Here is a 26,744-nt window from a genome sequence, read left to right as displayed (position 1 = left end):
AGAAAGTCATGGCACACACTCAAGTCGCCACCAGAACCGGCTTCACCGTAAAACAGCGTCTGATGTTCTCGACCTTCGCGATCATCATTGCTTTTTTCGTCTTGTCGGTTTTCATGATCCAGACACTCAAGACATCGACCGAAAACGTCGATGCGCTCTATAACCGCGACTTTCTGGCGACAGAAACCGTGAACAATATTGATGGCACACTCACTCGGGTGGACATCAATATTCTGCGCATGATCGCCATTGGCAACCCGGAGCAAACCGCCGTCTGGAAAACCGAGAACGAAAACGCTTTCACTCAACTGGACAAGCTGACGAGTCAGTTGAGCCAGGAAACGGCTGGCACTCTGGATACTCAACTGACCCAGCAATTGCAGCGTGACTATGCGAAGTTGCGTGACGGTATGCGCCATCAGACCAGCGTGATCCAGACCGGCGATATTGCCGGGGCCACCAATATCAACCGCACCGAGGTCAAGCCTTACGCGGAGCAGGTCTTCAAGACCCTGCAAACCCTGCGCGAGCAAGGCAAGCAACAGGCCGGCAAACGCTTCCAGGCGCAGGAAGAGAGCGCCAACCAGGCCAATGGCCTGGCGATAGGCGCGACGCTGGTCATTGCTCTGCTGGGCGTCATCGCAACGCTGCTGACGACTCGTAGCATTCTCGGCGCCATTGGTGGAGAACCCGACATGGTGGCTGGCATCACCCGCACCATCGCCAAGGGTGACTTGAGCAGCACCATTAACATTGCGAGCAATGACAAGTCCAGCGTGGTGGCCGCCGTCGGTGCCATGCAGGCACAGCTTCGCGAGACATTGCAGCAGATCTCCAGCTCGGCAAACCAGCTCGCCTCGGCAGCCGAAGAAATGACCGCCATTACCGAAGATGGCGTTCACGGCCTGCACAAACAGAACACCGAAATCGATCAGGCCGCCACGGCAGTCAATCAAATGACCAGCGCAGTGGAAGAAGTGGCCCGCAATGCCGAACACACCGCCCGTTCGTCCAACAACGCGACGGGAGCCGCGCAAGACGGGCTCGGGCTGGTCAAAAAGACGGTCAGTGCCATCGATACCATGAGCAATGACGTACAAAAGACTGCGACCCTGATCGGTGAGCTGGCAGATCAGTCCCGTGATATCGGCAAGGTGCTGGACGTGATTCAGGGCCTGGCGGAACAAACCAACCTGCTGGCGCTGAACGCCGCTATCGAAGCGGCGCGCGCAGGCGAAGCCGGACGTGGTTTTGCCGTCGTTGCCGACGAAGTGCGCGCTCTGGCTCATCGTACCCAGCAATCCACCAGCGAAATCGAACGTCTGGTCACCAATATCCAGAACGGTACCGACCGCGCCGTGGGCTCCATGCGCGGCAATACCGAACTGGCCAGCGAAACCCTGGGCATCGCCGAAGGCGCCAATGAAGCGCTGAGCAAGATCAACGCGGCGGTCAGCGAGATCAACGACCTCAATCTGGTGATCGCCAGCGCTGCACAGGAGCAGGCGCATGTTGCGCGGGAAGTTGACCGCAACCTGGTGAACATCCGCGACCTGTCGGCGCAGTCTTCTTCCGGCGCACAGCAAACCAGTACGGCCAGCCGCGAGCTGTCACGACTGGCTGTGGACCTGAGCGGCATCGTCGGACGTTTCCGCCTGTCCTGACCCAAGACACACTCTTTGCGCTGCCCGCAGCGCAAAGAGTGTCTTCCAGCCAAACATTCGGTTGAAAGCCAGTCCGTCCTGAAATAGCGTATTGCCTTGGACGATCAAGGAAAGACGCATGAAACCCAGCAAAACCATCACTCGTGCGTTCTGTGTCGAGTTGCAGCAGGAACTGTCCATTACCGCCGCCCGGCGAGAGTATTTCTCTCAGGAGCTACCGCGCTCGCGATTCGAGTTCCTGTGCTCGAGCGAAGCCTGCCGGGCGCTGGGCGCCAAAGTGACAGGGGTTCGCTATGACGTGAAGCCTCAGGACAATCCAACCTTCGTGGCCGCTCATTTTCGCGCCAACCCGCATTACGACCATCACGCCAGCTGCGAGTGGGTCGAGGAGGACGCCGGGGAAGCCAACGAAGAACCCGAAGTCGAAGAGACCGATCCCCAGGCCCGCATTCGCAAGGTCAAGCGCAAGCTGGATGACTACATTGATGTCTTCGATCCCGTGATCAAAGACCCGGTCAAGGAAAAGGCCGGCCCCGACAAGGCTGGACCTCGCGCACCGAAGCCCGCGAACGACTCTCCAGCGGCAGAAGCTTCGACGCCTGCAGCACCGCGCTACAGTGAAACGCGCACCAATAATCTTGAGCGGCTGGTGGACAGCTTCCGTCAGGCCAAGGCGCAATTATCCCCCGATGACTTCAAGCTGCTGACCCTGAAGATTCCCGGACAAGGCGAGTTGTCCCTGCGCTCGTACTTTCGCCACATCAAATATGCGCAGACAGGCGACAACGGCCGGGTGCTGTATGGCGGCGGGCTGGTGGAGCGTTATGGTCTGGGGTTCAAGTTCAAGTTCTTCGACCGTCTCGAAGCCAAACTGGTGACACTGTACGTATCACCCGCGCAGATGCAGGCCTATCGCTCCAGTCGGTACATCACCGAGCTGTTGAGCCATGCCGATGAAGTGAAGTTCTTCACGGTCTATGCCTTGGGGAATGTCGTCAAAAGCCCATCGGGGAAAAGCTTCAGCGTCGAAGTCGACGACTTGCGGCATTTGGCGATTGTGCTGGGGCCAGCGAAGGCGTGAGGCAAAAAAACCTGTAGGAGGCAGCTTGCTGGCGAAAAAGGCCTGAAAACCGACAGAGATTTAGCATCGTACAAAGTAATTTACGACCTGACTGCCGTAGGAGATCACCCGCCGCCTCGGCGCCGCGCTGTCGCGCAGCAAACAGGAGCAGGTGTTTCCAGACTCATGGTCTTGCGTCTTGTTTGATGAGAGCGAATTCATCCGCGAAGACGGGGCATTTCGCGAATGAATTCTCTCCTACGCGGGTCGTGGGGAATCAGACCTTCACGATCCAGCCAGCCGGCGCTTCGACATCGCCGGACTGCACGCCGGTGAGTTCAGCGTAGAGCTTGCGGGTTACAGGGCCGACGTCGGTTTCGCTGTGGAAGACGTGCAGTTTGTCCTTGTAGGAAATCCCGCCAATCGGAGTGATGACGGCCGCGGTGCCGCAGGCGCCCGCTTCCTTGAACTCACCGATCTTGTCGATCAGCACATCACCTTCGATAACGGTCAGGCCCAGGCGGCTTTGTGCCAGTTCCATCAGCGACAGACGGGTGATACCCGGCAGCACGGAAGGCGACTTGGGCGTGACGAACTCATTGTTGGCGGTGATTGCAAAGAAGTTGGCCGAACCGACTTCTTCGATCTTGGAGTGGGTTTGCGGGTCCAGGTAGATGCAGTCGGCAAAGCTGTGTTTCTTGGCTTCGGAACCTGGCATCAGGCTGGCAGCATAGTTGCCACCGACCTTGGCAGCACCGGTGCCGTTCGGGGCAGCACGGTCGTAGCCGGAGATCACGAAGTTGTTCGGCTTCAGGCCGCCCTTGAAGTAGGCGCCAACCGGAATGCAGAAGATCGAGAAGATGAACTCGGGCGCGGTACGCACGCCGATGTTGTCGCCAACGCCGATCACGAACGGACGCAGGTACAGGGCACCGCCCGAACCATAAGGCGGGATGAAACGTTCGTTGGCCTTGACGACCTGCTTGCACGCTTCGATGAATACATCGGTCGGTACGTGAGGCATCAACAGACGGGAACAACTGCGCTGCATGCGCTGGGCGTTCTGGTCAGGACGGAACAGGTTGATCGAGCCATCCTTACAACGATAAGCCTTCAGGCCTTCAAAGCACTGTTGACCGTAATGCAGCGCGGTAGAACCTTCGCTGATATGCAGAACGTTGTCTTCGGTCAGGGAACCCTGATCCCAGGCGCCATCACGCCAGTGAGAGAGGTAGCGCTTGTCGGTTTTGATGTAATCGAAACCCAGGGTTTCCCAGTTGATGCTTTCTTGACTCATAACGCCCTCTTTCGTTTAGCCGCTGCCTGGATGAGTCAGGCCTGTGCCGTATTCTGCCAGATCATTTGAGCTGAAGTGAGCATCCAATAAAAAACCCTGCGCCTTTCGGGGACAGGGTTTTGTTTTTCGGGTTCAAGTGCAAGTCAGAAGGCGTAGGTCACCAGCAACTCTTTCGTTACCTGAAAGTCCACCGACATCATCACGCTCAGGGCGGTGATGGTGAAGATGGAGAACACGAACAGCTTGCGGGCCCAGACAGTATCGTCTGCAGCCTTGTAGCCCTTCCAGGCCATGTACAACCAGTACATGCCCATGCCCGCTGCAACAGCGAGGTAGTTCAGACCCGCGTAACCGCCGAACGTCAACATCAGGGTCGCCACGAGGAACGCCAGGATGTAGAGCAGGATGTGACGCTTGGTGACCAGAATGCCGCGCTTGACCGGCAGAACCGGAATCTTCGCTGCACGATAGTCGTTGAAACGAAAGATCGCGATCGCATACGAGTGCGGCATCTGCCACAGGCTGAACATCACCAGTAGCGTCCATGCCGCGAAATCGAAGCTGTTGCTTACAGCGCAGTAGCCAATCACCGGAGGCATGGCCCCCGACAGGCTGCCGATCAGGGTGCCGTGTACGGATTTACGCTTGAAGTACAGGCTGTAGAAGCCCACGTAGATCACGAAGCCGATCACACCCAGCAAGGCAGCCAGAGGGTTGGCGTAGGTGTACAGCAGGCTGACACCGGCGATGCCCAGAATCGTGGCATACAGCAGTGCAAGCTTGATGGACACCAGGCCCTGCACCAGCACACGGTTGCGAGTCCGCTCCATGCGCTGGTCGATATCACGATCGATGCAGTTGTTGAATACGCAACCTGACGCTACGACCAGGGAGGTACCGATTACCGCCGCAAGAAACACGATGAAATCGATATCACCCTTGGAAGCCAGAAAAAAGCCACCTGCCACCGAAAGCACGTTACCGAAAATGATCCCCGGCTTGGTGATTTGGATAAAGTGCTTCAGGGACATCTGGTATTCCTCAATGCGCCATCATTTCGCGATGGATACTGAAAATGATCCACAGCGACAGGCCGACCAGCAGCACGATAACCAACGCGGTGAAGGCAAACGCCAGCACGTTGTTACGTTGCGCACTCGTGAAGTCCAGGTGCAGGAAGTAATGCAGGTGCACCAGGATCTGGACGATCGCGAAGGCCAGGATGATCGCGATGGTCAGGTCTTTCGGCAGAACCGGAGACATGACCAGAGCGAACGGGATGGCAGTCAGGATGATCGACAGCACGAAACCGATGATGTACGACTTCACGGAACCGTGGCTATTGTCTTCAGCTGGATGATGTGAATTCGCCATTTACAGGGCTCCCATCAGGTAGACGATAGTGAACACACCGATCCAGACCACGTCCAGGAAGTGCCAGAACAGGCTCAGGCAGCTCAGGCGGGTCTTGTTGGTGTTGGTCAGGCCCTTTTTCTGGACCTGATACATCATGATACCCATCCAGATCAGACCGCTGGTTACGTGCAGACCGTGCAGGCCGACCAGGGCGAAGAACGCCGACAGGAAGCCGCTGCGGCTAGGACCGTAGCCTTCGTTGATCAGGTGATGGAACTCATAGATTTCCATGGCGATAAACGCAGCACCGCACAGGAAAGTCAGGGCCAACCAGCTCAGGACCTGACTCTTCTTGCCTTTGTACAGCGCCAGCATGGCGAAGCCATAAGTGATACTACTGACCAGCAGGAACGCGGTTTCCACAGCCACGAAAGGCAGCAGGAAGATGTCCTGGCCCGACGGGCCGCCCGCGACACTGTTGACCATCACGGCATAGACCGCGAAGAACGATGCGAACAACACGCAGTCGGTCATCAGGTACAGCCAGAAGCCGTAGACCGTCATTCCACCGCTGTCGTGGTGATCGTCATGCCCATGGTCATGAGCGTCATGACCGTGGGCTCCGGAGTTGATAGCAATATTTGACATGTTTAAACCTGTTCCAGCGAGGACTTGACAGGAGTGTATGCACCGTTGGCCGCCAGGACCTTGTGATGCTCACCTTCAATACGCGCTACATCTTCAGCAGGCACCATGTAGCCCTGGTCGTCACGTGCAGCGTGAATGACGAAGACAACGATGGTCGCCAGCAGACTTGCACCCACCAGCCACCAGATGTGCCAGATGAACGCGAAGCCGAAGACGGTCAACAGCAGACCCATGTACAGGCCGGTCGCCGTGTTGTTAGGCATGTGGATAGCCGAGTAGTGAGCAGGAACCTTGTAGGCGGTACCGGCACGCTTGGCGTCCGTGAATGCATCGATGTCTTTTGCCTCAGGCAGCTCGGCAAAGTTGTAGAACGGTGGTGGCGAAGAAGTGGACCACTCCAGAGTGTGGCCATTCCATGGGTCACCGGTCAGATCGCGGTTCTGGTTGCGGTCACGGATACTGACGAACAACTGGATCAGCTGCGAAGCGATACCGGCTGCGATCAGGAATGCACCGAACAGAGCAACGTTCAGGTAGATGTTCCACTCAGGCATGTCGGTAGCGTTCAGGCGACGGGTCATACCCAGGAAGCCCAGCGCGTACAGAGGCATGAATGCAACGAAGAAGCCGCTGATCCAGAACCAGAACGCTGCCTTGCCCCACTTCTCGTTCAGGGTGAAACCGAACGCTTTAGGGAACCAGAACGCGAAGCCGGCGATGTAACCGAATACCGCACCGCCGATGATGACGTTGTGGAAGTGAGCGATTACGAACAGGCTGTTGTGCAGTACGAAGTCAGCACCCGGGATTGCCAACAGAACGCCGGTCATGCCGCCGATCGAGAAGGTAACCATGAAGCCCAGGGTCCAGAGTACTGGCGCGGTGAAACGCAGACGGCCCTGGTAGATGGTGAACAGCCAGTTGAATAGCTTCACACCCGTCGGTATCGCGATGAGCATCGTCGCCAGACCGAAGAAGGCGTTGACGTTGGCGCCCGCACCCATGGTGAAGAAGTGGTGCAGCCATACCATGAAGCCCAGTACACAGATCGCGCCGGAAGCGAAGATCATCGACTTGTGGCCGAACAGACGCTTGCCCGAGAACGTCGAGATGACTTCGGAGAAGACACCGAACGCAGGCAGAATCAGGATGTAAACCTCAGGGTGACCCCATGCCCAGAACAGGTTCACGTACATCATGGGGTTACCGCCCATTTCGTTCGTGAAGATGTGGAAGTCCAGGTAACGGTCGAGGGTCAGCAACGCCAGGGTAGCGGTCAGGATCGGGAACGAAGCCACGATCAGGATGTTTGCCCAGGTGCAGGTCCAGGTGAAGATCGGCATGTCCATCAGTTTCATGCCAGGGGTACGCATCTTCAGCACGGTCACCAGGAAGTTGACGCCCGTAAGTGTCGTACCTAGCCCCGATAGCTGTAGCGCCCAGATGTAGTAATCGACACCCACTCCAGGACTGTATTGCAGACCCGACAACGGCGGATACGCAACCCAGCCGGTCTTGGCGAACTCGCCGACACCCAGGGAGATGTTGATCAGCAGCATGCCCGATACCAGCAGCCAGAAGCTGAGGGAGTTAAGGAACGGGAAGGCAACGTCACGAGCACCGATCTGCAACGGCAGAACGATGTTCATCAGACCGGTGAAGAACGGCATCGCCATGAAGATGATCATGATCACACCGTGAGCGGTGAAGATCTGGTCATAGTGTTCAGGCGGCAGGAAGCCTTCGGCGCCGTTCTGGGCCATGGCCAGCTGTGCACGCATCATGATGGCGTCGGCAAAACCGCGCAGCAGCATGATCATGGCGACGATGATATACATCACGCCGATTTTCTTGTGATCGACGGACGTCAACCACTCGGTCCACAGGTAAGACCACTTCTTGAAGTAAGTGATAGCCCCGACCACACCCAGACCACCGAGCGCGATCATGGCAAGGGTCACCATGACTATCGGCTCGTGGAACGGTACCGATTCCCAACTTAATTTACCTAACATCGTTTACTCCTCTGCCCCAGCAGCTGAATTTTTGCCCTTTTCCGCACCTTCGGCACCAGCGACTTCTTTCTCACCAGGGATCAGCTTCTTGCCTGGGTTCATACCTTCATACTTGTCGATGATGATCTGGAACAGGTTCGGAGTAACCGTGGAATAAAGTTCGACGGGATTGCGTTCGCTAGGTTTGGCCAGTTCAGCGTATTCAGCAGCACCAAGCTGTTTAGGTGAACTCTTGACTTCGTTGATCCAGGCATCGAAATCAGCCTGGCTGGTGGCGATAGCCTTGAACTTCATGCCGGTGAAACCCGCGCCACTGTAGTTGGCCGAGATACCGTTGAACTCGTGGTTTTCGTTGGCGATCAGATGCAGCTTGGTGTGCATGCCAGCCATTGCGTAGATCTGGCCACCCAGGCCTGGAATGAAGAACGAGTTCATTACAGAGTCGGATGTAACCTGGAAATTGATCGGGGTATTGGCAGGGAAGACGATCTTGTTGACCGTGGCGATGCCTTGTTCCGGATAGATGAACACCCATTTCCAGTCCAGCGCGACAACCTGGATGGTCACAGGCTTGACGTCGGACTCAAGCGGACGGTACGGGTCCAGCGAGTGAGTGGAGATGTAGGTGAAGTAGCCCAGGAAGACCAGCAGGATCATGGGGATACCCCAGACCGCGACTTCAATCTTGGTCGAGTGCGACCAGTCGGGCGTGTACTTGGCGGCCTTGTTGGACGCGCGATACTTCCAGGCGAAGACGAAGGTCAGGACAATGACCGGGATGACCACGATCAGCATCAGCAGCGTGGCGATGATGATCAGGTTCCGCTGTTCGATACCCACCTGCCCTTTCGGATCGAGCAGAGGAACGCCGTCACAGCCGCTGAGCAACAGCATGCTGAACAGGGCCAAGTAGCCAAAAAACCTGGGGTACCTTGTTTTACTCATCTCACGACCTCTAAAAGCAGCTTGCGCGGTGCAGTGGGTTTCGACCGCCAACACTTTACCCTGCCAGTGCCGGCATCTTTTTTTAAATTGAACAAGGACCTGCCGAAACGCTCTGTTGCGAAACGACAAATCCGGGTTTTTTGCTATGAATTCTTATTTTGAGCCGCCGGAAACTGGCCTGCTTTCGCAGATCAATCGCCTTGCGCGCGCTGATCCTGCGCGCTCAGAGGCCAGCATTGCGCTGCCTGTTTAGCCTGCACAGGGCGCTCCGAGCCTCAAAATTTCTGATCGCCAAGCCTGGCTGGACGATGAGTGCTGGCGATTGTAGATATGTAAATTTTTATTGACTATGCCTAATTTTGTAACAGTTAATCTCAAAGCTTGCAACAATCGCAAATCATTGATCTTTACAACCAGAAAAAATGCCTCGTGAAAACGAGGCATTTTTCCATCAAAGCCCTTGCTTTCAGTAAGGTCTACGACGATTGCGAATGACGCCAATCGGGACCAGAACAGCCGTCAGAACGAATGCTATCAGAGCCCACTGGGCCAATGACAACCCCAAGACGGGCGGATAGGGTGTGGAGCAGAAACCGCTGACCTGAAATACCAGCGGGAAAAGCGACGCCAGAGGCAGACCGTCGACAATGGGCTGCAGGGTGTCGATGCCGCAGCTCACTGCCGGATACGCCAGGGTGTAGACATGGTGGCCGGCAGCCGCGATACCGCCCAGGGCGCTGAAGGTGACCAGGGTTTCCATCACCGTGATACTGCGACGGCCCGGCATGGCAGCGCCGATGAAAGCGAAGATGGCGATGAACAGCAAGGCATAGCGCTGCAGGATGCATAGCGGGCAAGGTGCCTCGCCCAGCACGATCTGCATGTACAGGGCGCCGCCGATCAGGGACAGGCAGATGATTCCCAGCAAGACCAGAAAACGCTTTTCGCGTCTCAGGTACAACGTGTTGTCGCTCATTCACTTACCTTATCGAAATGGTGTGCAGGTGCGCCGGGCCAGCGCAGGCACCTGCGGGACTGATCGCGAGTAAATACCCGCTGGCGGATGGTGCGCGATATTCGTCTCTCGTCCCTGCCAACTCAAGCGCCTGTCCGCCATACGGATGGATTTGCCAACCGGATGGTTCCTTCGGCACCGCGACAGGTGGTGGAGCACGAAGGCGCAAAAAAACAGATCTCTTCCTTATATATAGAAGGATGCGTCTTTTTGTCGCACCCAGGCACCCGGAAGAAGAAGTGCGACAGTTTACCGCAGGGCAATCCCGGGACACAGCCAGGGGCGCACAAAAGACACAATCGGTAATTCTCTTTCGTTCTGTGACGCAATCAACCGTTTGACGTCAAACAAATCAAACTGCCAGTATTGCGCCCCCCGCTCTTGCGGCCGAAAACAATCCTGCACGAAGTGAAAATCACTTTTCAAGAAGAGTGACCGAACACACAGGCCTTCAATGCTGCGGCCCGTTAGCCTAAAGCCAGCCTGTCGCGAGTCGATAGCCTGTCACTGAAAGTTGTTTTGCGCCTCTCAGCGACGAACACCTATAGCCAGAAGGTTTTTATGTCCCCCAAGAACGTCCGAGCAGATTCACTTTCGCTGCTGCTGTTCACGTTACGCAGCGGCAAGCTGATGGCGATCAATCTGCTCAAGGTCAGTGAAATCATTCCCTGCCCGCCCCTGACTCACCTGCCCGAGTCCCACCCGCACGTCAAAGGTGTCGCGACACTGCGCGGTGCCTCTCTGTCCGTGATCGACCTCAGCCGTGCCATTGGCGAACGCCCGCTGGCCGATCCCGATGGCGGCTGCCTGATCGTCACTGACGTCAGCCGTTCCAAGCAGGGTCTGCATGTGCAGGCGGTGAGCAAGATCGTCCACTGCCTGACCACCGACATTCGTCCACCGCCTTTCGGTTCCAGCGGCCGGTCGTTCATCACCGGCGTCACCCAGGTCGATGGCGTTCTGGTACAAGTGCTGGATATCGAAAAAGTGATTCACGGCATCGCGCCAGCACAAATCGTTGTCCAGTCCGACGAGTTGCCTGCCGAAGACGTCATGGTTCTGTCCCAGGCCCGGATTCTGGTCGTCGACGACAGCCAGGTCGCGTTGCAGCAGTCGATCATCACCTTGCGCAACCTTGGCCTGGAATGCCACACGGCCCGCAGCGCCAAGGAAGCCATCGATGTCCTGCTGGAGCTGCAAGGCACCCCGGCGCAGATCAACATCGTGGTCTCCGACATCGAAATGTCCGAGATGGATGGCTACGCCCTGACCCGTACCTTGCGTGAAACCCCGGACTTCCAGGACCTGTACATCCTGCTGCACACCTCCCTGGACAGCGCAATGAACGGCGAAAAGGCCAAGCTGGCCGGCGCCAACTCCGTGCTGACCAAGTTCTCGTCCCCCGAGTTGACCAAATGTCTGATCGAGGCGGCACACACCGTCATGGCCCAGGGCAACTGATACGCAGAGCGCCCTGCTCCCAAGGCCCTTCAAGGACCGACGCCTCAGCCCGGCATTACTGGTTGATGCGTCGGGACCTCGGGCAGCCGGTACCTGAACCCAGCTGGCCTGCCGACATCCGCCCGATCCCCTTCTCTCTCGATCAAGCCACCGAAATTCATCGCCTGCTCAGCCTGGGTTATCAGGACGGCAGCGGAAGCGTGCCGGACTATTCCCACTGGGTGAACGCTTTCAAACATGACCCGGAGTTCAATACCGGGCTGTGCTTCGTTGCCGTGGACGATCAAGGACCGGTCGGCGTGATTACCTGCTGGACCAGCGCCTTCATCAAGGATCTGGTGGCTCACCCACGCGCCCGGCGTCAGGGTGTCGCCATGGCCTTGCTGACGCTGCTGTTCAGCCACTTGCGTCAACGCGGCGAACCCAGGGTCGACCTGCTGGTCATGGAAAACAATCTGATGGCGCGGCAGTTGTACGAAAAAATGGACATGTCCTACGTCCGGCGTTCGGCAATCGAAGAAACCTGATCTGGCATAATCGACTCCCGATAGTGTGGAGGCCAATCATGAAATCACTTATCGCGCTGCCGATAATCCTCTGGGCAATTGTCGGCCAGGCCAACGCTGCCACCCCGCAAGCCTGGAACGCTCTGGACAAGGCCATGCTCGACAGCTGCCTAAAGGCCAGCCAGCTCAAGGACAGCAAACCCGTCAGCAGCAACGCCCTGTTCGATGACCGGGTTGGCTACAGTGCCCTGCTGTTGCAAGGCCGCTATCCCCAGAAGCACATGAACAACCGCAAGGGCACCGAACTGTGCCTGTACAACCGCAAAAGCCGGGAGGCCAGCGTAACCGAATGGGACAGCCTCCCCCTCAAGTGAGGTAGCGCTGGCGCACAATTTGCTTCGTTACCTGTCCAGGTCGTGACCGGCAGCCACTCGCTGTCGGTCCTGGCACCTATCCTGAACGGGTTATCGAAACAATGAACACTCAGTTTTCCTGCGTAGGTTGCGGCGGTTGCTGTACCGATCATCATGTTCCCCTGACTCTGCTCGAAGCCACGCAATGGGCGGCTGACGGCGGTACGGTGATCGTGTTGACCGAGGCATTTCTGAGTGATGGTTATGGTGTTCCCCAAGAGCAACTGACCCACGCCACCCGACGTTCGACGGTGGTGAACAGCGGCTCCGCACAAGCGTACGTGGCAATCACTTTCGCTGCCTACAACGTGGGGCGTTGCCGGAATCTTGACGCAGAGAACCTCTGCCGCATCTACGAACGTCGCCCGCTGGTGTGCCGTATCTATCCGATGGAAATCAATCCGCACATTCCCCTGCGCCCAGAAGCCAAGGACTGCCCGCCGCACTCCTGGGAACAGGGTCCGGACCTGATCGTGGGCAACAAACTGGTGGATACTCAACTGATAGCGCTGATCGAACAATCGCGTCAGGCCGACCGGGACGAGATCGCCACCAAGCAGTCGGTCTGTCAGCTATTGGGGATTCGCACCACCGCGCTCAAGGGCAACGGGTTTGTGGCTTACCTGCCGGACATGCAGGCTTTTGCGGCCGCCATCGAGCAGGTCACCACCCGCACGGAGCCGGTTTCGTCCGATGCGGGCTGGGAATTTCATGTGGCGGGTCAGGAAGTCATCAACACGCTGAATGGAGCAGGTGCCGAGGTAACGACCCGCGACCCGACGTCCTACATGTTCATTCCATTGCAGTCGGCCTGATGCCGATCAGCGCTTGCCCATCGAACGACGGGTTCCGGCAGGCGCGGCACCGGGAGTCTTGTGATGCGAAGACTTGCTCGACTTCTGATACCAGGCCTGATCCTTTTTGGCCTGCGCGAATTCGGAAGGCTTGAACGGAAAGCTGAACGGCGCAACCGTGGTTTTCTTGTCAGTCTCCGGCGCTGAGTCGGTGACGGCTTCTGGAGCAGGTGTTTGTTCGGGGGTTGTCATGGCGACACCAAAAGTCGAAATGGCCGGGCACATGCCCGTGGGCGCGCAGCATACCTCAATCGTTGAACGCTTGCCCGACCAGACATCGGCCATGGGTCGTCGTCATTTGTAGAACAGATCCACCATCACCTCGGCCTCGAACGGCCCGGCCTTGGGCCTTGTTGTCTGCCATAGCAGCTCGGCATTGAAGTCTGCACGCGCCGTCTGGTTATCACCCAGCAGGTCGGCCAGATGAAACAGCTCGTTATAACGCAGCGGCAAGTTGCTTCTCTCGCTCACGATCCGAATCCCCAGCGAACTGTTGTTGCCCGGTACCAGCACGTCACCGGCAAGCCGCCCCGTCACCGGCCTGAAGCGCGCATTGAGGCTGAACGGTGATTCACAACTGCGGCTGGTCAGCAGGGAAAACGGACGTCTGGCAAATACCCTTCCCACCTCGACCCGCTGAATGCCGATGGAACCGAACTCCAGTGTTTCAGGCATCACCTGCAATTGTGCCTCACAGGCGATGAAGCGCAGGCCTTTGAGGTTGTTGATGACATAACTGAGGTTGCGTCCCGGAACCGGGTCCAGACCGGCCGCACCGTCGAGCTGGAAGACCCGGTAATCGGTCAGGTCACTGGCCATGCCCGAAGGCGGCGTCGGCCCGTACTTTTGCACGAAGACTGAAAATGCCAGGTTGAAACTGGCCTTGGGACACGCGCCGATATTGGAATCCCCTTCATGGCAGACCGGCACGGACTGACGGGTACTGATGCGCCCGCCGGTTTGCAGGTAATCCACACCATCAATGGTCAGACCGGCACGAATGCCCTGGCCGATCGGCCTGTTATCCGGGTTGATGTAGATAAAGATTTCCTGCGGCACCGACTGCTGCCCTTCCCTGGCACATTCGACCTGAATGTTCAGTCGTTCGGAACGCCAGATCACCTCACCATTAGGAGCCGAGGCCGGTATGGCAACCGTGCTGCTCAGGTCGCCATGAATCGCGGACTCACCCGAACCCTGGGTCTTGCACACCAGGGCAAAGCCGGTGGCCGGGCTCAGTGCCGCTACAAGAACGAGGGGTTTCAACCAGCGCTTGGCAGGAAAACAGGTCATATCAGCATTCTTCTTGGAGTGGGATGGAATCAGTGAACGGCATTCGCCCGTTCAACCGCATGCAATGGGAGCGCTGACCGCCATAGTCGGTCAGGCCCTTGAATGAAAAGACTTGTGGCCGGGACTGACGCGGCATCGGCAACTCAAGACGCGCACCCGGCTCCAGCAACAGGTAATCGCTGAGCAGAAACTCATCGAGCTTCACCGCTTGCAGCGTGGCGTGATAAGCCGTGGGGTTGCTGACGCGAACGGCGTCATCCGTCAGGCTCCAGCCCAGGCGCCCGACAGTTTCAGCCGGGTCGCCCGGCAGGCCGGGAGGTCGATAGAACACATTGATACGCTGACGCACGGCGATATTGAGCTGATTGGTGCCCTCACGCCGCGGCGGGATCTCCAGAACGTACAGGTGCAGCAGTGACTCGCGATCCTCGGGCAGGCCCGCGCCCTGATACAGCACCCGCAGTTCCTGCTTGCCTCCGGCAGGCAAACGGGAGAAATGCGGCGTGACGACAAAGGGCAGGACTGTTCGCTGCTCTCTGGGCGTTTCGTCAGTGTCCTGGGGAGCGCTCAACCAGGCCTGAATCAACACTTCATGCTCACTGAGATTACTGGCCTGGATACTCGCTTCGCGAAAGACGCCATCAAAAATCAGTCGGGTACCCGCCAGCGATACTGCCGCCTGCACAGTGCTGCTCGCCCAGCAGAACAGCGCAAACACACCGCGACGCAATGCCCGGTTCATTGGCAAACCACCTTGAGCCGCTCATAGGCACGCTTGGCGTCTTTGGGGGGAAGCGTGAACGGAGCACGGCAGCTTTGCCCCGACCATTGCACGCGCAACACGCCGCTGTCCTTTTCGCTGAGCACCAATGCCTGGCTGTTGGGATCGACAACGGCCAGATTACGGCCCTGCTCATCCTCGACACTGGCGCCCAACGGGATCGGGCTGGCATCGGCACGAACCAGTTCAAACTGCACACGGCGACCCTGGGATGCCTTGAAACTCACCAGAGGAATCGCGCCACGACGCGGCACGATCTGGCTGATCGCGTTATCCAGTTCGATATCGGCGCCCAGTTGCCGGGTGTCCAGCGACACCCAGTTGGTGCGATAAGGCTGGGCGTAGGGCAGCACCGCATAGCCATTGTCCGAAGTTTCCACATTGCTGTAGGACTTCAACCTGGCGCCACCTACCTCCGGTACCTGAACCAGAGCAAAGGTTTCCCCCAGCGGCTGGCCGAGGTTGATCCCGCCACCATGGGCCACCAGCGAACCCGATGCAGCCAGGGTCAAGGCGTCATAGTCACGGCCCTGGCTGTAGCCCGTCTCGAAACGGCCGTAAGGCGTCGTGACATTGAGTTTGCCGGCACCGAAGCTGCCGGAACTGCTGTCATGGCCGGCCTGTACCGAATAGAACAGGTCGCGCCTGTCCAGCACCTGACCGTTGAGCCCGGTCTGTACGTTGTATTCGCCGTTGTCATCACGCACGGCATTGAACGAAAGACGCGAAGAACCCGGCGAGTCCCCCAGCGGCAGGGTCATGCTCAAAGCCAGACGATTATCGTTTTCACCCTTTCCCTGAGTGCCAAATTCCTGATTGCGCTCTAACGACACACTGTAATTCAAGGTGCGCCAGGCCGCGTTGTAGGACAGGTACAACTGGCGAGTCTTGCCGGACACGTTCCAGTAGCGCTGCTCGGAGGCTGTCAGGCTCAGAGAACCGGACTGGCTGGGCAGCACCTGAGTGACATTAAGCTCCAGCCGGTCTCGTGCCCGGCCATTGGCAAGCAGCCCGGGCCGCTCGTCCGTTTCACTGACATGCTGGTTGAGGGTCCGGTACTGCTCGGTGGAATAACGATAACCGGCCACTGCCAATGTGGTGTTGGTGACATCCAGGGTATTGGCATAACGCACCCGAATACTCTGGCCGCTGCGGGTCTGTTGCTTCAGCTCGCTGATCGAATGGGTGATGTCGAAAGACAGGGCCCCAAGGCCTGTATTGACCCCGGTTCCGATATTGGCGGCGTTGTAGTCCTCGGCCAGTTGCAGGCCACCAAAACCGGTTACCCGCTCGGAAAGCCCATAAATGACAGCGGCGCTGGTGAAATTCGGCGAGGCCTGGTGATCGTCATTGCTGTCCACTTGCCCGGCGGCGAGGCTGTAGCGAAACGAACCGGCAGGCACCATGATCGGCAGAGACGCATAGGCCTGGGTAAAGGTGCGCCGTCGACCGTCGGCCTCGATAATGGTCACCAGCAGATCGCCATTGGAACCGCTGGGATAAATGTCGGTGATCTCGAACGGCCCGGGCGAAACGTTGCCGCTGTACAGCATGAAGCCGTTCTGCCGGACCTCGACCGTAGCGTTGGTTTCGGCAGTGCCGCGAATCACCGGCGCATAGGTGCGCTCGCTGTCGGACAGCATTCCATCATCGGATGCTATCGTCGCGCCCTTAAAACGCACGCTGTCGAAGACCTGAGAATCGGTGAAGGTTTCACCCAGAGTGAGCTGGCTCTTGAGTGCCGTGATATCGCGCTGCGCGAAAGTGCGGTTGCTGCGAAAGCGATAGGGCTGGTTATCGCCATACACCAGCGAAGACTCGTTGCGCAGCCGCCATGCACCGAGGTTAAAGCCATTGCGCAGCCCCAGATAATACTGATCCGACTGCTGCCCACGCTGATCACGTCTTGAGCCATTGAAGTTGTAATTGATGAAACCGGCTGTTTCTCCCTGATCCCAGAGTTCCGGTGATACATACCCTCGCCGGCTGCGCGCCATGGCAGCCTGCGGAACACTGATATCGAGACGCAGGGCATCGGGCCGGTAATCGATGCGGGCGAATTCAATGGTGTTTTCCAGATCGAAACACTCCTGCCCGCTGGTCACCGTCAAACGCTGCGGGTCCAGTCCGAAGTTCTCAAGCATCTCGGGGCTCAGGCAGGGCTCGATCAGGCCGGAGCTTTCGTTACGACTGAAGGTGATATCCCTGCGACCGCTCAGTGCGCGGTTGACATACACATCCACCCGGTAAGTACCGGGTAATACGCTGTTGGCGCGCAGAAACTCCTGCAGGTCGGGAGGCTGGTCACTGCCTTGAATGAAAGCCGTATTGAACTTGACCGGCTGTGCACCTTGCGTGTCTGCCGATACCACGGTGAACGCCGTGATACACAGACTTCCCCCCACAATCGCCAGCCGACATCGCCGCAATGATCTTCGGGTCTTGCCTTTGATCCAGTTCGCTCTGCCATACAGACCAAAACCTGTCATGGCCTTCTTGTTGTTCTGGTGGTGCCATTCCATTAGCTGTTTTCACTCTACTTCGCAGATCTGACGTGCAGCGGAATCCTTTCACGCAGGCGCACGATTACCGAGTCACTGTTATCTTCAGTACTCAAAGGGTTGAGAATCAATAAAAGCGTCCAGGCTAATATTTGGAGAGTTATCGCTATCGGGTTTTAGTGGCCAAAGTAACTTGCTCTCCATTGAGAGTCGCTTGATAAGGAACTTGCCCACCGAAGTCATTGATGCTGATAAAACTCAACGCCACCGGCCCGTTGCCAGACTTGTGCATCAGTGTCAGGCGCAGGTTCTGGCCCGGCGAAAGCATCTGGCTTTCAAGACTTGCCAGTTCCTTGCCGCCCTGGCGGGTGGCCAGCTTGAGCATCGAGACGTGGTAAGGCCCCGGATTCTCGACCTCCAGCACATCGCCCTTGAGCAGCCGCCAGCGCAACATTTCCGGTGCCGCCGTCGGATCGCCCTTCAGGCCCTGAGGTCGAAAGAACACCTTGATGCGCTGACGTATCGCAATCTGCAGGGTATTTTCCGAGGCCGTCTGGGGAATTTCCTGCACATTGAGCCAGAGCACCGACTCCCGATCCTCCGGCAAGCCTGATCCGGCATAGATGATGCGCAACAATTGCCGACTGCCGCCTGCCATGCGGGCAAGTGCCGGAGCCACGACAAAAGGCAGGTTCGCAGTGACGTTATCTGCGCGGGCCGGCGCTTCCAGCCAGGACTGCAGAAGAATCTCTCCGCCGCCGCTGTTTTGCACAGCAAAACTGGCTTCCTTGTCACCCCCCTGATAAATGACCCGCGTGGTATTGAGCACAATGCCCGCCTCGACGGCCGACATCCACAGCCCCACCGCAAGAACGACGGCAGAGCGAAAAGAGGTAAATAACATGGTGGCATTCGCATTGAGTTCGGCATGAGGCAGGGCGAGCAATGCTCACCCTGCCGTTTCATTACTCGTAGTCCAGCACGAAAGGCATGAAACCATCGGCATTACCCGGATTGGTCGGTGTGCCATTGAGTACATAGACGGCGCCGAAGTTGATTTCTGCCGTCGCACCACCCGCACCATCCTTCACCAGGGTGTTGTCGATGGTTTCATTACCACTCAGGTCCATGAGTACATTGGATGCGTTGAGCAGACCAATACCGACACCGTCTGCCGCACCGGTGGTGCGCAACAGTTTCGGATCGTTGTTATCCAGGCCACTGCCATTGCGGGCTGTAAAACGCATTTTCACCATGTTGTACTGATCGGCACCGGCACTGCAGTTGACCAGCAACTGAATAGGCATGGCCGTTTCGAGTTTGCTTTCACTCGAAAGACCGATATCGGAAAACGATACATTTCCAAGATCGACATTGATTTCGCCAGGATTGGTACCCGGGCTGACACCCGTGCCTGGAGCAACATCACAGGAAATATTGGTCAGTGTTCCATTGAATATCAACTTACCGTTGTTGGCGGCGTTAGCCATGCCCGCAGCACCCAAGCCCAGAACGCCCATAACAGCCAATGTGAGAGAAAGCTTTTTCATACCAACGACATTCCTTGTGTTATTTCGTGTGTGCCCACTATCGGACGGCGAGCACTATAGGTCCCGGACTTTTAAGCCGCTGTCAGGCTAATGACTTTGAAACAGGAGATAGACCAACTTTAATTGCAGGACGTTTCTGTAGGAAAAATTAAAAATAGCCTACACGCCATACGGACCGCGGACTGCGCAGAAAGACAGAGCAAAACACTCAACCAAAGATTGCATTTAGCTAAACAGAATTCGCTTTTTTTCAAAGCCTGAAAAACCGTCACACTGCCCAACATGACGGTTCATGAGAAGAAGGCGCTTATTGATAAGTCAGTATGAGCAACCCTGTCTGGATATTCCCGGGATTCTGTATGCCTGCCTGCAATGAAGTAACCGGCAATAGCTGATAGTGCAGGCTGAACGGAATGGCCTGCTCGCCGCATGCATCGCGCCCGGCACGGACTTGCACCGTGATACCGGAAACCTGTAAATAACGAACGTCACTATCTGTCACGCGGGTGACAGTCCTTTCGACAGTGCAGCCTGTATTGACAAGTTTGCCGTGAAACCTGAGCCCTTCGCTTTGCGCCATGATGGGCGCGGATAAGAACACCACAGAAACACTGATAAAAGCAGACAGTTTCCGGACACTGGATACAGCCCCGACAAACTTTCTCCACACCGACGCCTCGCGCTTCATGGTTCTACTCCGCTAGATCAACCGACAGGTTTTAGTTAAGTCGACAAAAGGATTAATCGCCAGAAAAATCTTACATTGCCTGTAGGATGTTTCTTGTGTAGAGCGCGAATTTTCTGCAAGTAATGCTGCAATAACTTCGTGCTCTAGAACCTGTGAGTGATTCAAGCGTGTTCCCGTGCAACCTGAAACAGATATCGCCTGAAACTGGCGTTTCTTGATGCTGCGACTCCCTGCTGGTCGCTTGCTGACAATTCTGACAGCTAAAAGTCATTCTACTGACCGGGTTTACCCGCTATAAGGAGCACCAGACTTCATGGTTTCTCACTTGACCCTACCGGCGCCTCCTTCACATGCGTAAACAGACCAGAATCGTCATTGCTGTGGCCACCTTAGCAACGCTTGCCGCGATTGCCGCCTGGAACCTGACACGCCCTGCTGTTACCAAGACAAACACCCCGGTCGCCGTGCCGGTCAAAGTGATCAGTGTCAGTGCCGAGGACGTACCGCGTTTCGTAACCGGAATAGGTTCGGTGTTGTCGTTGCAAAGCGTGGTGATTCGCCCGCAGGTAGACGGCATCCTCACCCGCCTGCTGGTCAAGGAAGGGCAATCGGTCAAGTCCGGCGACCTGCTGGCAACCCTGGATGACCGCTCGATTCGCGCCACACTCGAACAGGCCCGCGCCCAACTGGCCCAGAGCCAGGCGCAACTGGATGTGGCGCAAGTGGACCTCAAGCGTTATCGCCAACTGACTGACGACAACGGCATCTCCCGGCAGACGTTCGACCAGCAACAGGCTCTGGTTCGTCAGCTCACTGCCACCGTGCTGGGTAATCAGGCCAACATCAATGCCGCACAGGTACAACTTTCCCACACCCAGATTCGCTCCCCGGTGACTGGCCGGGTCGGGATTCGCAATGTCGATGAAGGCAACTTTCTACGTGTCAGCGATGCCACCGGCATGTTTTCCGTCACTCAGATAAACCCGGTGGCGGTGGAGTTCTCCCTGCCGCAACACATGCTGCCCACCTTGCAGACCCTGACCGCCAATCCCGCTTCGGCGGCAGTCAAGGCTTACCTGGGCGATGGCGCCAACGGCACACTGCTGGGCGAAGGCAAACTGGCGCTGATTGACAACCAGGTATCGGCGACCACTGGCACCATTCGCGCCAAGGCACAGTTCGACAACGCCGATGAAAAGCTCTGGCCTGGACAATTGGTCACGGTCAAGATCCAGACCGGCATCGAACGCAACTCGCTCAAGGTCCCGCCGCAGGTCGTGCAGCGTGGCATCGACCAGCATTATGTGTATCGAGTCACGAGCGAACAGAAAGTCGAAGTGGTGCCCGTCACGGTGCTTTATCAGGACAGCGACCTGACCCTGATCAGCGGCCCGCAAGCCGGTGACGTACTGGTCAGCGACGGACAGTCGCGACTCCGGCCAGGGGCGCGGATCGAAGTAGTGAGTGAATCGCCACAGCCTGCCTTGCTCAAGGTGGGGAGCGCGCAATGAAAGGTCGGGGCTCGATCTCGGCCTGGTGCATTGATCACCCGGTCGCCACCCTGCTGCTGACGTTTGCGCTGGTATTGCTGGGGGCCATCGCCTTCCCGCGCCTGCCCATCGCGCCGTTGCCGGAAGCCGAATTCCCGACCATCCAGGTCAGCGCCCAACTTCCCGGCGCCAGCCCGGAAACCATGGCGTCCTCGGTGGCCACGCCGCTTGAAGTGCAGTTCAGCGCCATACCGGGCATGACCCAGATGACCTCCAGCAGCGCGCTGGGCTCGACCAATCTGACCCTGCAATTCACCCTCAACAAAAGCATCGATACCGCCGCCCAGGAAGTGCAGGCCGCCATCAATACGGCCGCAGGACGCTTGCCCGCCGACCTGCCAAACCTGCCAACCTGGCGCAAGGTCAACCCGGCTGACAGCCCGGTGCTGATCCTGAGCGTCAGCTCCAGCCTGATGCCCGGCACCGAACTGAGCGATATCACCGAAACCCTGCTGGCCCGGCAGATCAGCCAGATAGAAGGCGTTGGCCAAGTGGCAATCGCAGGGCAGCAACGCCCGGCGATCCGCATCCAGGCAGCCCCGGAAAAACTCGCCGCACTGGGCCTGACCCTGGCGGATATACGCCAGTCTGTTCAGCAGACAAGCCTGAACCTGGCCAAGGGCGCCTTGTATGGCAAGGACAGTATTTCCACACTGTCTGCCAACGATCAGTTGTTCAAGCCCCAGGACTATGCGCAGTTGATTGTCTCCTACAAGGACGGCGCTCCCGTGCATCTCAAGGATGTGGCGCGGGTCATCAATGGCTCCGAAAACGCCTACGTCAAAACCTGGTCCGGTGACCAGCAGGGCGTCAATATCGCGATCTTCCGCCAGCCAGGCGCCAACATTGTCGATACCGTGGACCGCGTTCAGCGCGAACTGCCGCGATTGCGGGAAATGCTGCCTGCATCCGTGGACGTTTCAGTGCTCAACGACCGGACCCGCACCATCCGCGCCTCGCTGCATGAAGTCGAACTGACCCTGCTGATCGCCGTCCTGTTGGTGATCGCGGTCATGGCTCTGTTCCTGCGCCAGTTGTCCGCCACCCTTATCGTCAGCAGCGTACTGGGCGTGTCGCTGATTGCCAGCTTCGCGATGATGTACGTCATGGGCTTCAGCCTGAACAACCTGACCCTGGTGGCGATTGTGGTGGCCGTCGGCTTCGTGGTGGACGATGCCATCGTTGTGGTGGAGAACATCCATCGCCACCTTGAAGCAGGCCAGGGCATGCGCGAGGCGGCTATCAAGGGTTCGGGGGAAATCGGCTTCACGGTGGTATCGATCAGCTTCTCTCTGGTGGCGGCCTTCATTCCGCTGCTGTTCATGGGCGGCGTGGTCGGGCGACTGTTCAAGGAGTTTGCCCTGACAGCCACGGCGACCATCCTGATTTCAGTCGTCGTATCCCTGACCCTGGCCCCTACCCTCGCAGCCATGTTCATGCGCGCTCCCAAGCACGACCAACACAAGAAACCCGGGTTTGGTGAACGACTGCTGGCGTTTTATGAACGCGGCTTGCGCAAGGCTTTGGCTCACCAGCGCCTGACGCTAGGGGTATTCGGCCTGACGCTGGTACTGGCTGTTGTCGGTTATGTGTTGATCCCCAAGGGCTTCTTTCCTGTTCAGGACACCGCGTTCGCCCTCGGCACCACAGAAGCCGCAGCCGATATTTCCTACCCCGACATGGTGAAAAAACACCTGGAGCTGGCAAAGATCGTCGGCGCCGATCCGGCGGTGCTGGCGTTCTCGCATTCGGTGGGCGTCAGCGGCAGCAACCAGACCATCGCCAACGGCCGCTTCTGGATTTCCCTCAAGCCACGGGCCCAGCGCGACGTGTCGGTCAATGAGTTCATCGACCGCCTGCGTCCGAAACTGGCCAAGGTCCCCGGCATCGTGCTTTACCTGCGCGCCGGGCAGGACATCAACCTCAGCTCCGGCCCCAGCCGCAGCCAGTATCAGTACGTGCTCAAGAGCAACGATGGCGACCTGCTCAACACCTGGACACAGCGCCTGACCGAAAAACTGCGCAGCAACCCGGCATTCCGCGACCTGTCCAACGACCTGCAACTGGGCGGCAGCGTGACCCATATCGACATCGACCGCAGCGCCGCCTCACGTTTCGGGCTGACCACCGCAGACGTCGATCAAGCGCTCTACGACGCCTTCGGCCAGCGGCAGATCAGCGAATTCCAGACCGAGGTCAACCAATACAAGGTCGTACTGGAACTGGACGCGCAACAGCGCGGCAAGGCCGAAAGCCTGAACTACTTCTATCTGCGCTCGCCGCTGACCAACGAGATGGTGCCGCTGTCGGCACTGGCCAAGGTCAGCGCTCCGACCATGGGGCCGCTGTCCATCAGTCATGACGGCATGTTCCCGGCCGCCAACCTGTCATTCAACCTGGCCTCGGGCGTGGCGTTGGGCGATGCAGTACGCATGCTGGATGAGGCCAAGAAAGAAATCGCCATGCCGGCAGCGATCATCGGCAACTTCCAGGGCGCCGCCCAGGCATTCCAGAGTTCTCTGGCCAACCAGCCCTGGCTGATTCTGGCAGCGCTGGTGGCGGTGTACATCATTCTGGGTGTGCTTTACGAGAGTTTCGTCCACCCGCTGACCATCATTTCCACCCTGCCCTCGGCAGGCATCGGCGCGCTGTTGCTGCTGTGGTTGATGGGCCAGGACTTCTCGATCATGGCGCTGATCGGCGTGGTGCTACTGATCGGCATCGTCAAGAAAAACGGCATCCTGCTGGTGGACTTCGCCCTCGAAGCCCAGCGCGAACAAGGCATGACGCCACAAGAGGCAATCTACGAAGCCTGCCTGACGCGCTTTCGTCCGATTATCATGACCACCCTCGCTGCCCTGCTCGGCGCCTTGCCGCTGATGCTCGGCTTCGGGGTCGGTGCCGAACTGCGCCAGCCCCTGGGGATTGCAGTGGTCGGCGGCCTGCTGGTCAGCCAGATGCTGACGTTGTTCACCACACCGGTCATCTATCTGCAACTGGAGCGGCTGTTCCATCGCCGCCAGCCAGAGCCTGCGCCAGCGCTGGCCATCCACAAGTGAGAGTCGTCCCATGCGCGTGCTGATTATCGAAGACGAAGAGAAAACAGCGGATTACCTGCATCGTGGCCTGACCGAACAAGGCTATACCGTGGACCTGGCCCGGGACGGTATCGAAGGGCTGCACCTGGCCCTGGAAAACGAATACGCCGTCATCATTCTCGACGTGATGCTGCCGGGCCTCGATGGCTTTGGTGTGCTGCGCGCCCTGCGGGCGAAAAAGCAGACGCCGGTGATCATGCTGACCGCACGCGAGCAGGTCGATGACCGGATTCGCGGCCTGCGCGAAGGGGCCGACGACTATCTGGGCAAGCCCTTTTCCTTTCTGGAGCTGGTTGCCCGCCTGCAAGCCCTGACCCGGCGCAGCGGCGGTCATGAACCGGTACAGATCAGCATCGCCGACCTGTGGATCGACCTGATCAGCCGCAAGGCCACTCGCGCCGGGGTGCGCCTGGAGCTGACCGCCAAGGAGTTTTCGCTGCTCAGTGTACTGGCCCGGCGTCAGGGGGAAATCCTCTCCAAGACATCGATTGCCGAGATGGTCTGGGATATCAATTTCGACAGCGACGCCAACGTCGTCGAAGTCGCGATCAAGCGCCTGCGTGCCAAGCTGGATGGTCCTCACGAACAGAAGCTGCTGCACACCATCCGTGGTATGGGCTATGTGCTGGAGAACCGCGGTGCGGACTGATTCCATCGCCTTGCGCCTGAGCGGCCTGTTCGCGCTGGTTGCCTTCGGGGTATTTCTGCTGATCGGCTGGGTCTTGTACCTGCAAGTCGACAAGGGCCTGGACCTGCTGCCCAAGGCCGAGGTGGATGCGCGCTACAGTGTGCTGGAGTCGGCGGTCAGTCGCTTCGGCAACCCCGAGCACTGGGGCAAGATCAAGAACAAGCTCAGCCTGTTGAGCGAGGAAGACAAGCGCATCCGCTTCTGGGTGGTCAGCGACGATCCGCTCTATGAATACGGCAACCCGAACGCCGAGATCCACCGTCTGGCCCAAGGCCCATTGGGCATGCACGACTTCAGGCTGGCCGATCATCCATATCCTTTCAAAGTGCTGGTCAGCGAGTTCCCGGCCAAGGACCAGCGCCCTACGTTGCGCTTCATGACCGCCATCGACACAGAAACGTTCTGGCATACCCAGCACTCGCTGCTGATTGCCCTTATCAGCCTGGCAGTGGTCGGCGTCGTGCTGGCTTCGGTGCTGGGTTACTGGGTGGCGCGCATTGGTCTGCGACCGCTGGCCAGTCTTTCCTGGGAAGCCAGCAAACTGTCGCCGCCGCATTTGTCCGGTCGCCTGCGCATGTCGCCGCTACCGCCGGAGCTGGAACAGTTCGTCACCTCTTTCAACTCGACGCTGGAGCGTGTCGAACAGGCCTATTCACGGCTTGAATCGTTCAACGCCGATGTGGCCCATGAGCTGCGATCGCCGCTGACCAACCTCATTGGCCAGACCCAGGTGGCACTGACCCGTGGCCGCTCGGCAGAGCATTACTTCGAGGTGCTGCAATCGAACCTTGAAGAGCTGGAGCGGCTGCGCTCGATCATCAACGACATGCTGTTCCTGGCCAGCGCCGACCAGGGCAGCAAAGCCACCGAACTGACCTGTGCCTCCCTCGCCCAGGAAGTCGCCACTACTCTCGATTATCTGGACTTCATCCTCGAAGACGCTCAGGTCAAAGTCCAAGTGCAAGGTGATGCCAGCGTTCCCATCGAGAAAGCCCACCTGCGTCGCGCGCTGATCAATCTGCTGCACAATGCGGTGCAACATACCGAGCCGGGCGAAGTGATTCGCGTGGACATTCAGTCAGCCAGCGAACATGTCAGCATCGGCGTCGCCAACCCCGGCCCACCAATACCGCGAGAACATTTGCCCCGGCTGTTCGAGCGGTTCTATCGGGTAGATGCATCACGCAGCAACAGCGGCGCCAATCATGGCCTGGGTCTGGCAATCGTCAAAGCCATTGCGCTGATGCACGGCGGTACGGTCTTTGTGAGAAGCGAGCAGGGTTTCAATACGTTCGGAATCCATCTACCGCTCTAACGCCAGCGTCATAAAAACAACGTCAACAAACAGCACACTAATGAAA

General features: G+C 58.0%; 24 protein-coding genes. 10 read left to right on the top strand and 14 right to left on the bottom strand.

Features of this window, described 5'->3' with window-relative positions:
• Positions 1–62 precede the first annotated feature (62 nt).
• Both KGD89_RS05465 and KGD89_RS05460 read left to right on the top strand, forming a co-directional pair.
• Positions 63–1,664, top strand: a complete 1,602-nt coding sequence (locus KGD89_RS05465) for a methyl-accepting chemotaxis protein (protein WP_025258802.1) — start codon at positions 63–65, stop codon at positions 1,662–1,664.
• A gap of 118 nt (positions 1,665–1,782) precedes the next feature.
• A complete protein-coding gene (locus KGD89_RS05460; protein WP_038399757.1) occupies positions 1,783–2,745 on the top strand; it encodes a hypothetical protein in 963 nt (320 codons plus the stop codon).
• A gap of 256 nt (positions 2,746–3,001) precedes the next feature.
• Here the strand turns inward: KGD89_RS05460 and KGD89_RS05455 are convergent, their stop codons facing one another.
• The 7 genes from KGD89_RS05455 to KGD89_RS05425 form a co-directional block, all read right to left on the bottom strand.
• On the bottom strand, positions 3,002–4,021 hold the full coding sequence (locus KGD89_RS05455; RefSeq protein ID WP_025258801.1) for a branched-chain amino acid aminotransferase: 1,020 nt from the start codon (positions 4,019–4,021) through the stop codon (positions 3,002–3,004).
• A 143-nt stretch (positions 4,022–4,164) separates the two neighbouring features.
• Positions 4,165–5,052, bottom strand: coding sequence for a heme o synthase (cyoE, locus tag KGD89_RS05450; RefSeq protein ID WP_025258800.1), 888 nt, complete (start codon positions 5,050–5,052; stop codon positions 4,165–4,167).
• 10 nt (positions 5,053–5,062) lie between these two features.
• Positions 5,063–5,395: a cytochrome o ubiquinol oxidase subunit IV gene (gene cyoD, locus KGD89_RS05445; protein WP_025258799.1), complete on the bottom strand. Its 333-nt coding sequence runs from the start codon at positions 5,393–5,395 to the stop codon at positions 5,063–5,065.
• On the bottom strand, positions 5,396–6,025 hold the full coding sequence (cyoC, locus tag KGD89_RS05440; protein WP_025258798.1) for a cytochrome o ubiquinol oxidase subunit III: 630 nt from the start codon (positions 6,023–6,025) through the stop codon (positions 5,396–5,398).
• 2 nt (positions 6,026–6,027) lie between these two features.
• Positions 6,028–8,040 carry a cytochrome o ubiquinol oxidase subunit I gene (cyoB, locus tag KGD89_RS05435; protein ID WP_025258797.1) on the bottom strand — a complete coding sequence of 671 codons (2,013 nt, stop codon included), beginning with the start codon at positions 8,038–8,040 and terminating at the stop codon, positions 6,028–6,030.
• Between the two features lie 3 nt (positions 8,041–8,043).
• On the bottom strand, positions 8,044–8,985 hold the full coding sequence (gene cyoA, locus KGD89_RS05430) for a ubiquinol oxidase subunit II (RefSeq protein ID WP_025258796.1): 942 nt from the start codon (positions 8,983–8,985) through the stop codon (positions 8,044–8,046).
• Positions 8,986–9,451: 466 nt separating this feature from the next.
• Positions 9,452–9,961: a disulfide bond formation protein B gene (locus KGD89_RS05425; RefSeq protein WP_025258795.1), complete on the bottom strand. Its 510-nt coding sequence runs from the start codon at positions 9,959–9,961 to the stop codon at positions 9,452–9,454.
• Between the two features lie 600 nt (positions 9,962–10,561).
• Here KGD89_RS05425 and KGD89_RS05420 point away from each other — a divergent pair.
• From KGD89_RS05420 to KGD89_RS05405, 4 genes are all read left to right on the top strand, one after another.
• A complete protein-coding gene (locus KGD89_RS05420) occupies positions 10,562–11,461 on the top strand; it encodes a chemotaxis protein (protein WP_025258794.1) in 900 nt (299 codons plus the stop codon).
• 65 nt (positions 11,462–11,526) lie between these two features.
• Complete coding sequence (locus KGD89_RS05415) at positions 11,527–11,988, top strand: GNAT family N-acetyltransferase (RefSeq protein ID WP_025258793.1); 462 nt, start codon at positions 11,527–11,529, stop codon at positions 11,986–11,988.
• 38 nt (positions 11,989–12,026) lie between these two features.
• On the top strand, positions 12,027–12,341 hold the full coding sequence (locus KGD89_RS05410; RefSeq protein WP_025258792.1) for a hypothetical protein: 315 nt from the start codon (positions 12,027–12,029) through the stop codon (positions 12,339–12,341).
• Positions 12,342–12,442: 101 nt separating this feature from the next.
• Positions 12,443–13,195 carry a YkgJ family cysteine cluster protein gene (locus KGD89_RS05405; RefSeq protein WP_025258791.1) on the top strand — a complete coding sequence of 251 codons (753 nt, stop codon included), beginning with the start codon at positions 12,443–12,445 and terminating at the stop codon, positions 13,193–13,195.
• Between the two features lie 6 nt (positions 13,196–13,201).
• On the opposite strand, the gene KGD89_RS05400 is transcribed toward KGD89_RS05405, so the two are convergent.
• The 7 genes from KGD89_RS05400 to KGD89_RS05370 form a co-directional block, all read right to left on the bottom strand.
• A complete protein-coding gene (locus tag KGD89_RS05400; RefSeq protein ID WP_025258790.1) occupies positions 13,202–13,426 on the bottom strand; it encodes a hypothetical protein in 225 nt (74 codons plus the stop codon).
• A gap of 102 nt (positions 13,427–13,528) precedes the next feature.
• Positions 13,529–14,527, bottom strand: coding sequence for a fimbrial protein (locus KGD89_RS05395; protein WP_025258789.1), 999 nt, complete (start codon positions 14,525–14,527; stop codon positions 13,529–13,531).
• A gap of 1 nt (position 14,528) precedes the next feature.
• Positions 14,529–15,275: a fimbrial biogenesis chaperone gene (locus tag KGD89_RS05390; protein ID WP_025258788.1), complete on the bottom strand. Its 747-nt coding sequence runs from the start codon at positions 15,273–15,275 to the stop codon at positions 14,529–14,531.
• Positions 15,266–17,830, bottom strand: a complete 2,565-nt coding sequence (locus KGD89_RS05385) for a fimbria/pilus outer membrane usher protein (RefSeq protein ID WP_025258787.1) — start codon at positions 17,828–17,830, stop codon at positions 15,266–15,268. Before KGD89_RS05385 ends, KGD89_RS05390 begins: the two co-directional genes overlap by 10 nt.
• A 145-nt stretch (positions 17,831–17,975) precedes the next feature.
• Positions 17,976–18,713 carry a fimbrial biogenesis chaperone gene (locus tag KGD89_RS05380; protein WP_025258786.1) on the bottom strand — a complete coding sequence of 246 codons (738 nt, stop codon included), beginning with the start codon at positions 18,711–18,713 and terminating at the stop codon, positions 17,976–17,978.
• Positions 18,714–18,774: 61 nt separating this feature from the next.
• Positions 18,775–19,359, bottom strand: coding sequence for a fimbrial protein (locus KGD89_RS05375; RefSeq protein ID WP_025258785.1), 585 nt, complete (start codon positions 19,357–19,359; stop codon positions 18,775–18,777).
• 307 nt (positions 19,360–19,666) lie between these two features.
• The gene (locus tag KGD89_RS05370) at positions 19,667–20,047 is read right to left on the bottom strand and encodes a hypothetical protein (RefSeq protein ID WP_025258784.1); all 381 of its coding nucleotides are present in this window, start codon (positions 20,045–20,047) and stop codon (positions 19,667–19,669) included.
• Positions 20,048–20,397: 350 nt separating this feature from the next.
• Between KGD89_RS05370 and KGD89_RS05365 the strand changes: the two genes are divergently transcribed.
• From KGD89_RS05365 to KGD89_RS05350, 4 genes are read left to right on the top strand one after another with little or no spacing between them, the layout of a single operon-like run.
• Positions 20,398–21,558 (top strand): efflux RND transporter periplasmic adaptor subunit, encoded by a 1,161-nt coding sequence (locus KGD89_RS05365; RefSeq protein WP_025258783.1) that lies wholly within the window; start codon positions 20,398–20,400, stop codon positions 21,556–21,558.
• Positions 21,555–24,656 carry a multidrug efflux RND transporter permease subunit gene (locus KGD89_RS05360; protein WP_025258782.1) on the top strand — a complete coding sequence of 1,034 codons (3,102 nt, stop codon included), beginning with the start codon at positions 21,555–21,557 and terminating at the stop codon, positions 24,654–24,656. The genes KGD89_RS05365 and KGD89_RS05360 overlap by 4 nt, the downstream gene beginning before the upstream one ends.
• Before the next feature lie 10 nt (positions 24,657–24,666).
• Complete coding sequence (locus tag KGD89_RS05355) at positions 24,667–25,344, top strand: heavy metal response regulator transcription factor (RefSeq protein WP_025258781.1); 678 nt, start codon at positions 24,667–24,669, stop codon at positions 25,342–25,344.
• Positions 25,334–26,698, top strand: a complete 1,365-nt coding sequence (locus KGD89_RS05350; protein ID WP_025258780.1) for a heavy metal sensor histidine kinase — start codon at positions 25,334–25,336, stop codon at positions 26,696–26,698. Before KGD89_RS05355 ends, KGD89_RS05350 begins: the two co-directional genes overlap by 11 nt.
• Positions 26,699–26,744: the final 46 nt, after the last annotated feature.

This window comes from Pseudomonas cichorii, from assembly GCF_018343775.1.
Taxonomy (GTDB): domain Bacteria; phylum Pseudomonadota; class Gammaproteobacteria; order Pseudomonadales; family Pseudomonadaceae; genus Aquipseudomonas; species Aquipseudomonas cichorii.
This window is presented reverse-complemented; position numbering and strand designations above follow the sequence as displayed.

What these genes read in the sequence shown, in the direction of transcription:
- KGD89_RS05460 (WP_038399757.1), top strand. Translation starts at nt 1,783, where the DNA reads ATGAAACCCAGCAAAACCATCACTCGTGCGTTCTGTGTCGAGTTGCAG.
- KGD89_RS05365 (WP_025258783.1), top strand. Translation starts at nt 20,398, where the DNA reads ATGCGTAAACAGACCAGAATCGTCATTGCTGTGGCCACCTTAGCAACG.
- KGD89_RS05355 (WP_025258781.1), top strand. Translation starts at nt 24,667, where the DNA reads ATGCGCGTGCTGATTATCGAAGACGAAGAGAAAACAGCGGATTACCTG.
- cyoD (WP_025258799.1), bottom strand. Translation starts at nt 5,395, where the DNA reads ATGGCGAATTCACATCATCCAGCTGAAGACAATAGCCACGGTTCCGTG.
- KGD89_RS05415 (WP_025258793.1), top strand. Translation starts at nt 11,527, where the DNA reads ATGCGTCGGGACCTCGGGCAGCCGGTACCTGAACCCAGCTGGCCTGCC.
- KGD89_RS05425 (WP_025258795.1), bottom strand. Translation starts at nt 9,961, where the DNA reads ATGAGCGACAACACGTTGTACCTGAGACGCGAAAAGCGTTTTCTGGTC.
- KGD89_RS05380 (WP_025258786.1), bottom strand. Translation starts at nt 18,713, where the DNA reads ATGTTATTTACCTCTTTTCGCTCTGCCGTCGTTCTTGCGGTGGGGCTG.
- cyoA (WP_025258796.1), bottom strand. Translation starts at nt 8,985, where the DNA reads ATGAGTAAAACAAGGTACCCCAGGTTTTTTGGCTACTTGGCCCTGTTC.
- KGD89_RS05370 (WP_025258784.1), bottom strand. Translation starts at nt 20,047, where the DNA reads ATGAAGCGCGAGGCGTCGGTGTGGAGAAAGTTTGTCGGGGCTGTATCC.
- KGD89_RS05410 (WP_025258792.1), top strand. Translation starts at nt 12,027, where the DNA reads ATGAAATCACTTATCGCGCTGCCGATAATCCTCTGGGCAATTGTCGGC.
- KGD89_RS05395 (WP_025258789.1), bottom strand. Translation starts at nt 14,527, where the DNA reads ATGACCTGTTTTCCTGCCAAGCGCTGGTTGAAACCCCTCGTTCTTGTA.
- KGD89_RS05375 (WP_025258785.1), bottom strand. Translation starts at nt 19,359, where the DNA reads ATGAAAAAGCTTTCTCTCACATTGGCTGTTATGGGCGTTCTGGGCTTG.
- cyoE (WP_025258800.1), bottom strand. Translation starts at nt 5,052, where the DNA reads ATGTCCCTGAAGCACTTTATCCAAATCACCAAGCCGGGGATCATTTTC.
- KGD89_RS05385 (WP_025258787.1), bottom strand. Translation starts at nt 17,830, where the DNA reads ATGGAATGGCACCACCAGAACAACAAGAAGGCCATGACAGGTTTTGGT.
- KGD89_RS05420 (WP_025258794.1), top strand. Translation starts at nt 10,562, where the DNA reads ATGTCCCCCAAGAACGTCCGAGCAGATTCACTTTCGCTGCTGCTGTTC.
- cyoB (WP_025258797.1), bottom strand. Translation starts at nt 8,040, where the DNA reads ATGTTAGGTAAATTAAGTTGGGAATCGGTACCGTTCCACGAGCCGATA.
- KGD89_RS05465 (WP_025258802.1), top strand. Translation starts at nt 63, where the DNA reads ATGTTCTCGACCTTCGCGATCATCATTGCTTTTTTCGTCTTGTCGGTT.
- KGD89_RS05455 (WP_025258801.1), bottom strand. Translation starts at nt 4,021, where the DNA reads ATGAGTCAAGAAAGCATCAACTGGGAAACCCTGGGTTTCGATTACATC.
- KGD89_RS05360 (WP_025258782.1), top strand. Translation starts at nt 21,555, where the DNA reads ATGAAAGGTCGGGGCTCGATCTCGGCCTGGTGCATTGATCACCCGGTC.
- KGD89_RS05405 (WP_025258791.1), top strand. Translation starts at nt 12,443, where the DNA reads ATGAACACTCAGTTTTCCTGCGTAGGTTGCGGCGGTTGCTGTACCGAT.
- cyoC (WP_025258798.1), bottom strand. Translation starts at nt 6,025, where the DNA reads ATGTCAAATATTGCTATCAACTCCGGAGCCCACGGTCATGACGCTCAT.
- KGD89_RS05400 (WP_025258790.1), bottom strand. Translation starts at nt 13,426, where the DNA reads ATGACAACCCCCGAACAAACACCTGCTCCAGAAGCCGTCACCGACTCA.